Annotated in this window: 14 protein-coding genes; 7 read left to right on the top strand and 7 right to left on the bottom strand. The window is 45.6% G+C overall.

Features of this window, described 5'->3' with window-relative positions:
- Positions 1-27: 27 nt before the first annotated feature.
- From V202x_RS19555 to V202x_RS19545, 3 genes are read right to left on the bottom strand one after another with little or no spacing between them, the layout of a single operon-like run.
- On the bottom strand, positions 28-333 hold the full coding sequence (locus V202x_RS19555) for a hypothetical protein (protein ID WP_145178459.1): 306 nt from the start codon (positions 331-333) through the stop codon (positions 28-30).
- A complete protein-coding gene (locus tag V202x_RS19550) occupies positions 320-1270 on the bottom strand; it encodes a metallophosphoesterase (RefSeq protein ID WP_145178457.1) in 951 nt (316 codons plus the stop codon). Before V202x_RS19550 ends, V202x_RS19555 begins: the two co-directional genes overlap by 14 nt.
- On the bottom strand, positions 1260-2603 hold the full coding sequence (locus V202x_RS19545) for an AAA family ATPase (RefSeq protein WP_145178455.1): 1344 nt from the start codon (positions 2601-2603) through the stop codon (positions 1260-1262). The genes V202x_RS19550 and V202x_RS19545 overlap by 11 nt, the downstream gene beginning before the upstream one ends.
- A 184-nt stretch (positions 2604-2787) precedes the next feature.
- Here V202x_RS19545 and V202x_RS19540 point away from each other — a divergent pair, with 184 nt between their 5' ends.
- The 3 genes from V202x_RS19540 (at position 2788) to V202x_RS19530 (ending at position 5434) form a co-directional block, all read left to right on the top strand.
- Positions 2788-3969, top strand: coding sequence for a lactonase family protein (locus V202x_RS19540; RefSeq protein ID WP_145178453.1), 1182 nt, complete (start codon positions 2788-2790; stop codon positions 3967-3969).
- Between the two features lie 162 nt (positions 3970-4131).
- Positions 4132-4791, top strand: coding sequence for a phosphoribosylanthranilate isomerase (locus tag V202x_RS19535; RefSeq protein ID WP_145178451.1), 660 nt, complete (start codon positions 4132-4134; stop codon positions 4789-4791).
- Between the two features lie 208 nt (positions 4792-4999).
- Positions 5000-5434, top strand: coding sequence for a response regulator transcription factor (locus V202x_RS19530; RefSeq protein WP_145178449.1), 435 nt, complete (start codon positions 5000-5002; stop codon positions 5432-5434).
- A 26-nt stretch (positions 5435-5460) separates the two neighbouring features.
- Here the strand turns inward: V202x_RS19530 and V202x_RS19525 are convergent, their stop codons facing one another.
- Positions 5461-5955, bottom strand: coding sequence for a DUF420 domain-containing protein (locus V202x_RS19525; protein WP_145178447.1), 495 nt, complete (start codon positions 5953-5955; stop codon positions 5461-5463).
- A gap of 217 nt (positions 5956-6172) precedes the next feature.
- On the opposite strand from V202x_RS19525, the gene kdsB reads away from it, so the two are divergent.
- The 4 genes from kdsB (at position 6173) to V202x_RS19505 (ending at position 10423) form a co-directional block, all read left to right on the top strand.
- A complete protein-coding gene (gene kdsB, locus V202x_RS19520) occupies positions 6173-6964 on the top strand; it encodes a 3-deoxy-manno-octulosonate cytidylyltransferase (protein ID WP_232098583.1) in 792 nt (263 codons plus the stop codon).
- 240 nt (positions 6965-7204) lie between these two features.
- Positions 7205-8839, top strand: a complete 1635-nt coding sequence (locus V202x_RS19515; RefSeq protein ID WP_144985460.1) for a CTP synthase — start codon at positions 7205-7207, stop codon at positions 8837-8839.
- 62 nt (positions 8840-8901) lie between these two features.
- Entirely contained in the window at positions 8902-9828 is a 927-nt protein-coding gene (truB, locus tag V202x_RS19510) for a tRNA pseudouridine(55) synthase TruB (RefSeq protein WP_145178443.1), read from the top strand.
- Positions 9829-9847: 19 nt separating this feature from the next.
- The gene (locus V202x_RS19505; protein WP_145178441.1) at positions 9848-10423 is read left to right on the top strand and encodes a Maf family protein; all 576 of its coding nucleotides are present in this window, start codon (positions 9848-9850) and stop codon (positions 10421-10423) included.
- Between the two features lie 105 nt (positions 10424-10528).
- On the opposite strand, the gene V202x_RS19500 is transcribed toward V202x_RS19505, so the two are convergent.
- The 3 genes from V202x_RS19500 to V202x_RS19490 all read right to left on the bottom strand — a co-directional run bounded on the left by V202x_RS19500 (position 10529) and on the right by V202x_RS19490 (position 13748).
- Positions 10529-11080 (bottom strand): RNA polymerase sigma factor, encoded by a 552-nt coding sequence (locus V202x_RS19500; protein WP_144985457.1) that lies wholly within the window; start codon positions 11078-11080, stop codon positions 10529-10531.
- A gap of 271 nt (positions 11081-11351) precedes the next feature.
- Positions 11352-11645, bottom strand: coding sequence for a hypothetical protein (locus V202x_RS19495; RefSeq protein WP_145178439.1), 294 nt, complete (start codon positions 11643-11645; stop codon positions 11352-11354).
- A gap of 378 nt (positions 11646-12023) precedes the next feature.
- The gene (locus V202x_RS19490; RefSeq protein WP_145178437.1) at positions 12024-13748 is read right to left on the bottom strand and encodes a hypothetical protein; all 1725 of its coding nucleotides are present in this window, start codon (positions 13746-13748) and stop codon (positions 12024-12026) included.
- Positions 13749-13760: the final 12 nt, after the last annotated feature.

The raw sequence follows: 13760 nt of genomic DNA, 5'->3' as shown, positions 1-13760 counted from the left end.
GTTCAGAGTGATTCCAATAGAAAATCGTCAGGATGCATCAGTCGTCTGATGTTCGGTTTCAATTTTAGTTAATTCGGTTTCAATTTGCTCAAGGGTTTGATGGTACTCAGCCCGTTTGCGTTCATTTTCGGTCTTTATCTGTTCCAGCTTTTCCTTCAATTCATCGAGATGATCAGTCCCGTATTCATCCTGCGCCTGCTGTTTGAGATCATTCAGATGTTTTTCTGCATTCACCAAATCGCGTTCGGATTCGATTTTACGTTTGTTTAACTTTTGGAACTGTGCCGTCAATGTTTCGATATCAGGTACAGGACTTTGATTACTCGTTGACATGACTGGAAACCTCACTTGCTAATTTTTGTATCTCATCTGCAACTGTTGAATTGAACTGTTCCAGATTCTTTTCCAGGAAGAACTGTAAACCAGCCCCGGTATCCGTTCTTCTCGATTGTAATTCCGCCAAACCGGAAATAAAGGCAGAGGGCACTCCCGTTTCTGATTCTTCGATGACTTCTTCAAAGAAAACTTCATCAAAAGGCTGATGTGGGACTTCGAGTACGGTACGTTCCCAGCCCTTGTCTGTCACTTCCAGCTTCAGTACAGAGGGAACGTGGGCTCGTGAAGCATCGCTGCGCGATCTGCGAATGATGTTCCCGGGTGTGACCCAGGTGGTCTGCCCTTTTTTCACATCTGCCAGCGAACGGTGAATGTGACCATTGATCACATAATCGACGCCAACCATTTCAAAAGGCTTAAAATGCCCCTGTTCCTCATAACCGGGGACAATCAGATCGTGATGCGTGACCCAAATGATCAAAGGTGAAACATCTTCACTCTGGAACTCCACAGATTTAGGTAATTTCTTACCCCAGGACGTACCCCCGACGATCACCTTGCGGCCCTGCATCGTCCCCTGCCAGGGCGTTTCTTCTGAAAGAAGACGATACTTGCCCGCTTCTACCAAGATACTGAGTGTGTCGTGTTCTGTGAGCTGGTTCTCTCGACAGTCATGATTTCCATAAATCCCATAGACGGGGGGATCAAAAAGTGTCATTAACTGACACAGCAACCAGTTTTGATTGTCGCGCGGTACATGAAACAGATCCCCCAAAATCACAGGCAAGAGCATCTGCTCCTTTGCAGTTTTCAGACACCAGCTGAGTTTCTCCAGTACGACTTGTGGATAGTCATCTTTGCGAAAGCCGGGAACTCTCCCTTCAATATGCGGGTCGCCAATCAACAGCACACCACGGTATGACTCATGTTCCATGTGTGTGCCCTTTCAGTCCCACTTCTGCTGACTGGATGAACTGATCGGGGTCCATTTCTGCTCCACAAGTGGGACAGGTCGGATTTTCTTTCACCCAGTTCACCATTTCAGCGCGAATCAGTTCATACTCTTTCTCACAGACTTGATAGTCCTGCTGCGTGGATTCAAATTGAGATGACGCCTCTTCCCATTGCCGACAGAATTGTTCGATTCTGTCTAAATCTGCGAGTTCAGGCGGCGTGCTGCACTTTTCCAGAATCATAAATTCGATCTGATCGACGCGGACCCTCTCCTCCGCCAATATCATGGTCTCAATCATCGTCTGTAATCGATCTGACTCAACCAACTGGGGAGGATCACTTAACGCCTTCAGACACTCTACTGTTAAATTGTCTCGATCAGATCGCTGTTGTTGAACCTCAATATCATAGATGAGCGAATCCAGAACGGTTACCTCTTCCAATTCAGGAGGTTCATTTAACGTTGCCATTACCGATACATTAAGATGGGTCAGTTCCACTTGCTGCTTTACGGCGACTGATCGCCGAATCAATGATTCTAATGGTTTTTCATTTTTTTGTTCTAACTCTATTGGTAGCTCATTTAACGCAGTAACTGTTTTTCGCAAATTCGTTACCGTCTGAGAGGAAGCCTCTAAATCTTGAATCAAAGTTTCCAGTCGTTGAATCTGCTGGTTCTCCGATTGTAAACGCTCGTATGTCGTTTCTAATGCTTCCAATTTCGATTCCAAAGTGGAAACCGGAGCCAAAGCCTCCAGAATCGCGTTAATTTGCTTTGACTCGGTTTGCAGACGCTGGAACTCCTGTTGCGCAGACTTGACCTTACTGCGATGTAATTTCTGCATCTCGATCAAAACTGAGGCATCGGAAGACGACGCAAAAAAGCGGGCAGCCCGACTGCCACGGTCATTTAATAAAAAGATTGGCGATTTTTGCTCGCCAAAATGGACGTCGAACTGATCACTGTCACCCGACTTGACTTTCGAGAGCCTGAGTAGTGAACGCAGTTTATCGGGAACGTCATTTCTTAACCGATGAAAGTCTTCACCATCAACGCAATAACTGACCGTTTTCTTTTTGCGCTTCCATTCGATGGTATGCTCATCATCCGTTTCGACGATCACCCGACACTCTTTCTCACCATGCCTGACCATAAAATCGCCAGACGTATTCTCAGCAAGAATTTGCAGCGCAGTCACAAAAGCGGACTTACCGCAATTATTCGGTCCCGTCAGCACGGTCAAACCAGCCGACAGATCAATCACGGTATGGGAATGGCTCATAAAATTATGCAAAGTAATCCGTTTTAACATGACTGCAAGTATAATCTCTGCAGATCAGAAATCACAGGATCGGCATCCTTGGTATTTTGGATCCGGCTAGAAACGAACCATTGCATTTCCTGTAGAATTTGAGTCAAATAAATGAGACGGGGCATCTTACGCCCGATTGTGATTGCACTCTGATTCCCATTGATTACTATTTCTAGAGTTTCCCATGTCGATACTAAAAAAAGCACTGCTGAGTCTTGGTTTCATGCTAAGTACCTTCTTGTCTCCTTTTCAAAATCACACAGTAGCTGCTGCTGAAAGCTTCTGGGTCTATGTGGGCACCTATACTCGCGGTAGTGAAAGTCAGGGGATTTACCAGCTTCGTCTGGATGGTGCCAGCGGCGAACTCTCACACGTAGGCATCACTGACAACGTCGAAAATCCTTCTTTTCTGGCCATTCACCCGAGTCGAGACTATCTTTACGCCGTGAACGAGATTGGAGATTACCAGGGTAAAAAATCAGGAGCGGTAAGTGCATTTGCCATTGATGCGAAGTCAGGAAAACTCAACTTCCTCAATCAGGAATCTTCCCAGGGCGCGGCCCCCTGTCATCTCGTTGTTGATGCAACGGGTAACTATGTCCTGATTGCCAATTATACTGGGGGGAATATCTGTTCGTTACCCATTCAAAAGAATGGAAAACTGAGCAAGAGCGCTTCGTTTGTTCAACATACGGGTTCCAGCGTGAATACAGCGCGACAAACAGCGCCTCACGCACATTCAATTAATCTGGATCAACAAAATCGACATGCCGTGGTGGCTGACCTGGGTATCGACCAACTACTTGTTTACCGCTTTAACTCGTCCGATGGTTCTCTGAAACCCAACTCCCCTCCGGGGATTGCTATGAAACCCGGCGCGGGGCCACGTCATTTCACGTTCCATCCTAATGGTAAATGGGGTTATGTAATCAATGAATTAAACCTCACCATTACCGCCATGGACTATGATGCAAAGCAGGGTTCCTTTCAGGAAATTCAAACGATCTCAACCGTACCGAAGGGAACGAACTTCAAAGGAAACTCAACAGCAGAAGTCCAAGTCCATCCTTCCGGAAAATTTCTCTATGGTTCGAACCGAGGTCCAAACACCCTCGCGATCTACAAAATTAATCAACAAACGGGGAAACTCACCTCCATCGGTTTTGAACCAACGGGTGGAACGATTCCACGGAATTTCAAAATAGATCCTACGGGAAATTACCTATTGGTTGCAAATCAAAATACCAACAATGTCGTTGTTTTTAAGATCGACTTAGAGACAGGATTATTAAAAAAGACAAACCAGGAAATCAAAGTTCCCAAACCAGTCTGCATTAAATTCCTCCCAATGCCACCTACCCCTTAATACGCAAGCCGTATATAATTATTATGTACGAATTGGATATTCCTCGCTTCGAATTTTCTTATCAAATCCAGCTGATGCTTTCTTGAAAAGATCAATGAATGTCAATCATCAGATTCATGATCAACGTGTGATGTTGTTTTCTAATAAAAAGTGTTTAATCAAATGTGGGTTAAAATTTGTGGGATTCAAGACGTTGAAACAGCTCACATGATCGCGGATCTGGGTGCATCCGCGCTCGGTCTTAATTTCTATGCCCCTTCGCCACGTTCGATTGAGCTATCAACGGCACGTGAAGTCAAAGCAGCTCTGTCTCACAAAGAAATCTCACTGGTCGGTTTGTTTGTGAAGCACACTTTGTCCGAAGTGACATTCATCTGCCGGGAACTCTCGCCGCATATGGTGCAACTTCACGGCGACGAATCTCCTGAATTCCTGGCAGAGTTGGCTCAACATGTTCCAGACATCGAAATCATTTGGGCCTTCCGCACGCAGGATCCAGACCTAGATCGCCTGTCTGATTTTCTGACCAAGTGTGACCAATGTGGTAAACGTCCGGATTACATCTTAATCGACGCTTATTCACCTCAGGCCTATGGGGGAACGGGGCAGCTTGTTCCCTGGGAGATGATAAAGGAAAACTACTTATATGATGAATGGCCTGCCTTGATTCTGGCAGGGGGACTGACTCCAGAAAACGTTCATGAAGCCATTCAAACGGTCACTCCTTTTGGTATTGATACTGCCAGTGGAGTCGAAAGTGCCCCCGGAATCAAAAGCCAGACAATGGTTGAAGCATTTATCAATCAGACAAAAAAAATATGAAGATTCTACGATTCTAGTGGTATAATCGTACTTAGCACTGTTTCAGAGAGGCAGAATCAAAGCAGTTTTAGATCACTGCCTTGAGAATCGCTTGATCGGGGCATACCATATACCCAAGGACAGGAATGTCGAATGTATGTGACGAAGAGTCACTTTGAAAACAGGAGTTGGGAGAAACAACCGGTTTCTCCGGGGAATAAAGAGAACTATGTCGACTGATTATACAATTCTATTAATTGAAGATGACCGAGAGATTTCAACCACCCTGAGCGGGGTAATTAAGTCAGCCGGTTATAATATTGTTGTAGCCCCGAATGGGATGGAAGGGCAAAAACTCGCCCGAACAACAAATCCGGATCTCGTCATTACTGATATGATGATGCCCAAAATGGGTGGATTCCCCGTTTTGGAATCATTGAAATCACTGCCTTCCCCTCCCAAAGTCATCATGATTACTGCTAACGAAGGAGGCAGGCACAAAGCGTATGCGGAAATGCTGGGGGTTGATGACTACCTCAGAAAGCCGTTCGCAATGGATGTGTTTCTGGAAGCCATTGCCCGTGTGCTGGCGAAAGATAAAAACAGCGATGAGTCAGAAAAGCCTCCCAAAGGACCGCTTTCACGCTCTCGAAAAAAATCCTGATCTTACTTTTTAGATCGTTTTCATTTTCAGACGCTGCTGACAAATGCTGTGTAATACCAATACAAGCCGGTCAGTGAAGTCAGCGTAATATCGATCGTAGAAATCCAACCCAGCTTTTTGTGCAGGCTGCTGTGTGCACATGGAGCCGGTGGATTAGGAATGCGTCGCAAAGCAAGAAACAGAGTCGCTGCCCAGAACAACGGAGTTGTCACTGCAAAAACCAAGTGAACATAGAGCACATTTCGAACATAATTGAATTGTTCCGGAGTCAGCGGGGTTTCGCGCTGGTTGACAATGTTTTCCCAGCCACCATGCATGATCTGCACATCAACTTCAAATGCGGCAACCGCGACCAGCAAAACAGCGCCCAAAAGAATCTGAAGCTTCTTATGCAGTGCAAAATTGCGTTTGATTTTAACCGAGTAGAGACTGAATAATAATAACGGTACGATCAAAATCAGTGCTGATACCACAAAGTCCAACATAAATGTCGAACGATAGCCCAAGAACCCATACTCCATTTGAGAACCCTGCCCTTATTGAATAAAAAGAAATCTAGTCCATCAGCGGCAAACCATATCAAAACTTAAGATCCTGTCCAAGACCATCCTTCTCTAGAATACCTCTGGTAACTGCTGAGATAGAGATTACTTGAGAGAATGCTAGAGTTTTGCCTCTACCCCTCTTGAAGATTCGAGTTGAAAATTGATAAATTGGTTTGAGCGATCATTCATTAAAATGAGCCGTTCATTAAGAAACACAGGAGGTGTTCCCATGCAAGTGTGCGGCGTGATTCCAGCCAGACTGCAATCTTCCCGACTTCCCAGAAAATTATTACTGAATGAAACTGGTCAGACATTAATTCAGCATACGTGGGAGGCGGCGGCACGATCGGAAAAGTTAGACCGACTCATTGTGGCCACCGACAGCCTGGAAATATTAGAAGCAGTTCATGGTTTTGGAGGGAAAGCATGCTTAACCGGTGAACATCCCAGTGGTACCGACCGGATCGCGGAAGTAGCCCTCAAAGAACTGTTAGATGCAGAGATCCTGGTAAATATCCAGGGAGATGAACCTGAAATCTCAGCTGAGTTCATTGACCAGTTGATCGAGATACTAATACAAACTCCTGATGCTGAAATGGCAACGTTGGCAACTCCCATTCGAAACGTCGAACAACTACAGGATCAATCTTGTACCAAAGTGGTCTGCCGTCAGGATGGCTCTGCAATGTACTTTAGTCGCCTACCCATACCGTTTACGAGAGATGTTGTACCTGAAACATTGCTGCCTGAGCAAAGCCCCTGGTTATTACACTTGGGCATCTACGCTTACCGAAGACCGTTTTTGCTGGATTTAACGAAAATACCAGCGACTCCACTTGAGCAGTTGGAAAAGTTAGAACAATTACGCGCCCTGGAGACAGGCGCTCGGATTCAAGTTGCTCAAGTAGCACACCCTTCAGTTGGCATTGATACTCCAGAAGATTATGCTCAATTTGTCATCCGTTATCGCGCAGAACATTCATAAAGTCTGGATTGAGTAAAAGTAGAATACAAATAGCTTCAACCTTAACGTGTTCAGATCACTATCTTTAAACAAAATAAACCGAATTATAGTCCTGAGCGATCAGGTAGGGATCCCGAGAACAAAGAGGCCTTAAATTCATCAACGCTTCCATTTGATTCGAACACTTGAAGCGTGCAAAAACAGTATCGATTGAATATCATAGGTATTTATAAATTAGAACTTAACCAGCAGATATTAAAAATGACCAAACATACAACTAAACATATCTTTGTCACCGGTGGCGTTGTCAGTTCTTTAGGCAAAGGATTAACGTCGGCTTCAATCGGCCTTCTTCTGGAGCAACGAGGATTACGAGTCCGCATGCAGAAACTGGATCCTTATATTAATATCGATCCCGGGACGATGAATCCTTATGAGCATGGTGAAGTCTACGTACTGGATGATGGCTCCGAAACAGACCTTGATCTCGGTCATTATGAACGTTTCACAAATAGCCCTCTCTCACGAAAGTCGAATTACACAACCGGTCAAATTTATCAGCGGGTCATCGAAAAAGAACGTCGCGGTGAATATCTGGGTGCCACGGTGCAAGTCATTCCGCACATCACCGACGAAATCAAAGAATCTGTTTATAACCTTGCCAGTTCAGACGTCGATGTGGTCATTACGGAACTGGGAGGCACGGTTGGTGATATTGAAGGCCTGCCGTTCCTGGAAGCAATACGTCAGATTCCCCTCGATATCGGAAAAGAAAACTGCCTTTTCATTCATTTAACACTCGTGCCATACATCAAGGCGGCGGGAGAAATGAAAACCAAACCGACGCAACACAGTGTTGGTCTATTAAGACAGATCGGTATTCAACCTGATGTTTTGATCGTGCGAACCGAACGCGCGATGGACAAAGATCATGCTGACAAAATTGCGTTGTTCTGTAATGTCGAAAAAGAAGCTGTGATCGAGGAAGTCGATACGGAATACTCCATTTATGAAGTCCCTCAAGGGTTAGCCGATGATGGGCTCGACAAACTCATTACACGTAAACTACAACTTGATGCGGAACCTTTGGATCTTTCCAACTGGCGTTCGCTGCTCAATCGGGTTAAAAACCCGGACCATGAAGTGACCATCGCTGTAGTAGGGAAATATATTGACCATCGAGACGCGTATAAGTCAATTTATGAATCGCTGTTTCATGCCGGGTTCCATCACTCTTCACGTATTCTGTTAAAACGAATCGAAGCTGAAGAAATTGAGCGACAAGGTCCGGAGGTCCTGCTTTCAAACGTCGACGGGATTCTTGTGCCTGGCGGATTCGGCAAACGTGGAATCGAAGGAAAAATTGCGACCGCACAATACGCCCGTGAGTGCGAGATTCCTTATTTTGGAATCTGCCTGGGAATGCAGTGTTCTGTCATCGAATTTGCCAGAAACGTTTTGGAATTATCGGATGCACATAGCACCGAATTCAATAGTGAAACGAACGCCCCCGTGATTTGTTTACTCGAAGAACAAAAAGAAATCACTGAAAAGGGAGGCACCATGCGTCTGGGTGCACAAGACTGTATTATCGCTCCGGACTCCAAAGCTCATACCTGTTATGGTGCTGACTCCATCAGCGAACGTCATCGACATCGCTATGAATTCAATCCCGAATATCGAAAACAGTTGATCGAAGCGGGGATGATTCCCACCGGTACAAGCCCGAACGGAAATCTGGTTGAGATTGTCGAAGTTCCTGATCATCCCTGGTACCTGGCAGTGCAATTCCATCCAGAATTCAAATCCAAGCCGGTTAGCCCACATCCACTATTTGCGGGATTTGTCGGAGCCGCCTTAAATTATCACCAACAAAAAGTCCGCGTCTCAGTTTGATTGGCGAATGATGATTGAAAGTATGTGTTTTCACATACAACTTGCACGGGAAACATTCCCCAATGAGCTCCAATAAAGCTGTCGATCTGAACTTATCAGGCCTGTTGAATGTTCACAAACCGCAAGGCATGACTTCACGTCAGGTTGTGAACCAGATTCAGAAGCGCGTCCGTCCCCTGAAGATCGGACACGCCGGCACACTCGACCCCTTGGCCACCGGGGTCCTGATAGTTTGCATTGGATCTGCGACACGTCTCATTCGTTTCGTTCAGGATCAACCCAAAGAGTACCTCGGTGAATTTATCTTAGGAAAACGAAGCGACACAGATGATATTTCCGGAAATCTCACCGAAACAACTGATTGCCCAACCATCACACGCGAACAACTGGAACGTTGTTTGCCTGCTTTTCAAGGACAGATCGAACAGGTCCCGCCACAATTTTCCGCGGTGCATATCAACGGTCAGCGGGCCTATGATCTGGCACGACGCGGGAAATCTTTTGACATCAAACCGCGTACTGTCGAAGTCTATCAAATTGAATTAACGGCGTTTGAGTTTCCTCGTTTTCAGTTGCGAATTGTGTGCGGCTCGGGAACTTATATTCGTTCCCTTGGCCGTGATCTGGGAGAGCAACTTAAGTATGGAGCCGTGATGACATCTCTGGTTCGTACGCGGATTGGCGATTTTAAACTGGAATCGGGAATGCAACTTGATGATTCGGTGACTCTGGAATCAATTGCCGCCCAACTTCAGCCTGCGGAACGAGCTGTTAAACATTTGCAACATTATCAATGCAATCACGGGGAGCTTGATGATCTCTGCCATGGTCGTGTCATCGAATGCGATCCTGATCGACTCCCCAAAGCTGGTGATCAAGATGAGATTGCCGTCGTGACTTCCGCAGGCACACTCGTTGCGATTGCTGAATGGAAGTGCGATACCAATCAGTTGGCTCCCAAACAAGTCTATTATCAACAGTCTAAATAGTGGCATCATGAGACCTCTTATGAAACTCATTCTGGCGAGTACATCCCCTTATCGAGCTGAGCAATTACGGCGACTGGGACTGGAGTTCGAAGCTCAGGATCCTCAGGTGGATGAGTCAGTCCTGAAAGAAGCGGGATTTTCTCCTGAAAATTTGGCCGAGGTTCTCGCTTTGGAAAAGGCGAAACAGGTCTTTCAACAGAATCCGGATGCCATCGTCATCGGCGGTGATCAACTCGTTTCGTTTGAAAATACCATCTTGGGGAAACCGGGAACTAAAGAACATGCGGTACAGCAATTGATGTCGATGCAAGGTAAAACCCACACGCTCATCACCGCGATCGCTGTTCTGGGGCCTGATTTGATTGAAACTCACATCAATCAGACAAAACTTAAGATGCGATCGCTGAACCAGGGAGCCATTGAACGATATGTGGAATTTGATCAGCCTCTGAATTGTGCCGGCTCTTATAAGCTGGAAAGCCGAGGAATCACACTTTTTGAAGAAATCGACTCCACAGACCATTCGGCAATTACAGGCATCCCGTTAATTGCGTTAACTTCTCTCTTGATCAAAGCCGGAGTCATACTGCCCTGAATCAGCTCATCATGGAATCGAAAGTAAAATATCGTGTCTCAGAAATACACACAGCCCGCAGGATTCTCATCCCGCAGGCTGCGGCGTCTTAACAAAATCAGTTATTCATACCGACTGCAAATCTAACAACGCTTCTCGCAGACGGTTTCGTGCCGTGTGCAGTCGACGCTTAATCGTTCCAATAGGCCGATCAAATTCGTGACTCATTTCCTTCAAGGACTGTCCTTTGAAGTAGAATGAGATCAGTGTTTCGCGGTCAACTTCACCCAGCTGTTCCAGGCGTCCTCGCAATTCGGTAGCCCGTTCGCTTTCCAGCAACTTGTCTAACGGGTTTTCTGGTTCATCATCCAGAACAACAAATGTGTCTGGACTCTGAATGCACTCGTTAGGCCGACGAACAGCACGGTTGATTGACATCCGAACGGCAATCTGCCGTAACCATCCACCAAATCGCTCAGGTGCATTCAACTGAGACAGCTTCCGCATGGCCTGAATGAACACATCCTGTGTGACTTCGCTTGCCTCAGCGTGGTTTCGCAATCGCTTCATGACAATCGCGTATACAGTCGACTCAAATTGAACAACAAGCGAACCGAATGCGTCTCGGTCACCACCCTGAGCAGCTAAAACTAATTGTACTAACTGTGAATCTTCCATTGTAATATCTCTTCTCTATCCTGGATCAAGGACTTTAAATTCAAGGCTGTTCAAAGTGCTTGTGCTCATCATGCTCTGATTGAGAACCGACGTTCCGTCGAGCCAGCTTGTGGAACCAGAGAAAGAGACAAAATCTTTCTGCCAGTAATACAGGAGACTCATTTGGAGCTCTCGCCATCAAACATGGCGGTTCAGTTAAAACTTTGATCAGGCTTTAACCAAACACTTTGAGTAAACGATTTTCTGCTAAAAAGCAGGGAACTGGATCTGCTTAAGTAGCAGTTCCGGTTATGGTGGTCTTGGTACCCGTCATCCGCATCATCAATTGATAAAGCAGATGCATCGATGTTTGCTGATGTTGATAACAACAATGCCAGCTCATCGACGGGGTCCCCGGCATACCACCGGATTCCGAAAATCGTTCTCTACCTAGAGGGCTTAACGAATCTGTTAGGAGGGCGGCACGGACGGCATCAATGGCTTTCACGACAACAGATGTTTTCACACACGCGTTGTTGTTAATTGCTTTGACGACGAAACGACGATTCTGTTTAGAAAAAATCATCAGGCACCTCCTGCGTTAAACCGCAGAGAAAGAGACTAAAAAAAGTGAGGCTCTGGGCCTCGCAAGAAAAACGGATCCACTCCGTTTACAAAAAATGATTTTAAGATTCTCTACTTCACAGGTAAAGAATCTCTCCATACCAGCTAGACAAACCTAATCTGGGTTTGGTTCGCGTATCTTTGACAGTTTTCGGTAAAATGTTGATTATTTCAAGAGAAGTTTTAAGATTTCACGGATGAAATCGGTTAGTCCAGGTAAATTCAGCTATAGCTAAATCAACGTAAGAGTATTATAGCATATAACTTACCAAACTGACAATCACTATCAATCAATTGGAACCTATTTTCAGTGATTTTCAAAAGATTCGGAAAGCAACTTCTATCTTTGCGTGGAAATGAGCATAAATATTTTGAAACCACTCTTCAGATTCTGAACTGGAATATAGGTTTTGGTCTCCAGGGACTGTTTTCCGGTTGATAAGCTGAAAGTCAAATATGAGGGCGAAATCCCCTGTTGCTTCATCAACTCCTCAGTAAACGGCCCTTCTTTCTGACGACTTTCCGCGAAGATGTTATAGCCTTGTGCAATCCCCATCGGCAGATCAAACATCGCTAAGATATTTGCCTTGCTGAGCCCTTCAGTACGGGCGTGCTTAAACGTTGGTTGATTTTGCGAGATCTGCTTAGAAGCGTCTGATGCATTGAGTGCGTCCAGGAATTTTTGCATAGAAGCATTTGCTCCCATGACCTGCAGCACTTTCCCTTTGGGATACGCCATACGATTCGTAATGCCCTCCGAACCATAGAGTACCTCCAGCATCCGTTTCTGAATCTGTAATGGGTCAGATTCGGGATCCACTTCTTGTTTGATCACAGTTAAATCAACCGCTTCATCGCCGATCTTCTGCTCATCAGGTGAAAATGTAATCTGCTGCTTCAGCCCGGGTATCGAAATATTCTGCATGAGCGACATCATTTCTCGCGTATAGTCCCGCATCTTTTGCGAAGGTTCTACTTCGGAAATCGCATACGCGTTGAGAACCCCATCCGAAAGTTTGCCCAGTTCAAAAGAGAAGTAATAGCTCCCAAATTTCAGTTTGTGAATCTCTTTCACAATCTCTTCAAATTTTGTCTTGGCTTCGGCGTTGGGTTTTGATCCATCAAACATCTGAGCGGTAAAATTCATCCCCCACGTAATGAGTGCCTCCGTATTTCCCGCACCCGCAAAATATGCCAACTGATTGGCAGGGAATTTGCCTAATTCTTCAAATTTCCGAGGGGGATTCTTTTGAAAGAGTTGATCCGTCTGCGAATTTTCCCTGACTTCAAACAGACTCTCCAATCCGAGTCCATCACTTCCCAGGTTGAGTGCAGTGGTGTAACTTTTCGAATCTTGAACCGCTTGTAACGCCCCTTTAGCCACTGCCGAATAGATCGACATGATTGGCTTCATATTCACCCCCGGCGCTGTATTCACTGTTTCGGAAAGTCGATTGAGAGTGACATCCACCTTCTGACCAGCCTGTTCCAATTGAGGCTGGTAAATCTGTACTAACTTTCCCGAATTGATATAGAGCGATAAATCCCCTTTGGCAAAGAGATCACGTGATCGCGGGCTCATATGAGTCTGAAAGTTTTGCTGACCATCTTTGATCAACGCCATAGCCTGATCGACGAGGGCCTGATCGCTGCTATAGAGCAGCCAGTTTTCATGTGTGGCGCTATGATACTTCTCACCTAGTGCCTCTTTGAATGCATTCTTATTAGCAACAGGAACTGCATAGAGAAATCCTGGTTGTTTTGATTGACTTAGAAACACCCCAACACACATGTCGCGTGTGGTATCGACTCCTGCAAGATTCGGGTTAGAAATCGAACGTCCCAAAATGGTTCGCAAGTTTAAACCGACGACTCCCGAGAGATTTTCATCGACTTGATTGATTAAACTGGCTACTTTTTGCGACGTCGCCTTGGGATCTTTAAGCCGAATCACAATGCTGGCATCAGAAGAGATTGCCGATTCCGGAATCTCTGCTGCGGAAAGTATCGTCACCGGAAACAAGATTGAAATGATTGCGAGAAACAGATTCCATTTCACAGACATGTAACACTCCAT

It is taken from the genome of Gimesia aquarii (genome assembly GCF_007748175.1).
In the GTDB taxonomy this organism is placed as follows: domain Bacteria; phylum Planctomycetota; class Planctomycetia; order Planctomycetales; family Planctomycetaceae; genus Gimesia; species Gimesia aquarii_A.
This window is presented reverse-complemented; position numbering and strand designations above follow the sequence as displayed.

Coding starts and splice junctions, on each gene's coding strand:
- V202x_RS19535 (WP_145178451.1), top strand. CDS start 4,132: ATGTGGGTTAAAATTTGTGGGATTCAAGACGTTGAAACAGCTCACATG.
- V202x_RS19530 (WP_145178449.1), top strand. CDS start 5,000: ATGTCGACTGATTATACAATTCTATTAATTGAAGATGACCGAGAGATT.
- V202x_RS19490 (WP_145178437.1), bottom strand. CDS start 13,748: ATGTCTGTGAAATGGAATCTGTTTCTCGCAATCATTTCAATCTTGTTT.
- V202x_RS19515 (WP_144985460.1), top strand. CDS start 7,205: ATGACCAAACATACAACTAAACATATCTTTGTCACCGGTGGCGTTGTC.
- V202x_RS19555 (WP_145178459.1), bottom strand. CDS start 333: ATGTCAACGAGTAATCAAAGTCCTGTACCTGATATCGAAACATTGACG.
- V202x_RS19495 (WP_145178439.1), bottom strand. CDS start 11,645: ATGATTTTTTCTAAACAGAATCGTCGTTTCGTCGTCAAAGCAATTAAC.
- truB (WP_145178443.1), top strand. CDS start 8,902: ATGAGCTCCAATAAAGCTGTCGATCTGAACTTATCAGGCCTGTTGAAT.
- V202x_RS19500 (WP_144985457.1), bottom strand. CDS start 11,080: ATGGAAGATTCACAGTTAGTACAATTAGTTTTAGCTGCTCAGGGTGGT.
- V202x_RS19525 (WP_145178447.1), bottom strand. CDS start 5,955: ATGGAGTATGGGTTCTTGGGCTATCGTTCGACATTTATGTTGGACTTT.
- V202x_RS19505 (WP_145178441.1), top strand. CDS start 9,848: ATGAAACTCATTCTGGCGAGTACATCCCCTTATCGAGCTGAGCAATTA.
- V202x_RS19545 (WP_145178455.1), bottom strand. CDS start 2,603: ATGTTAAAACGGATTACTTTGCATAATTTTATGAGCCATTCCCATACC.
- kdsB (WP_232098583.1), top strand. CDS start 6,173: ATGAGCCGTTCATTAAGAAACACAGGAGGTGTTCCCATGCAAGTGTGC.
- V202x_RS19550 (WP_145178457.1), bottom strand. CDS start 1,270: ATGGAACATGAGTCATACCGTGGTGTGCTGTTGATTGGCGACCCGCAT.
- V202x_RS19540 (WP_145178453.1), top strand. CDS start 2,788: ATGTCGATACTAAAAAAAGCACTGCTGAGTCTTGGTTTCATGCTAAGT.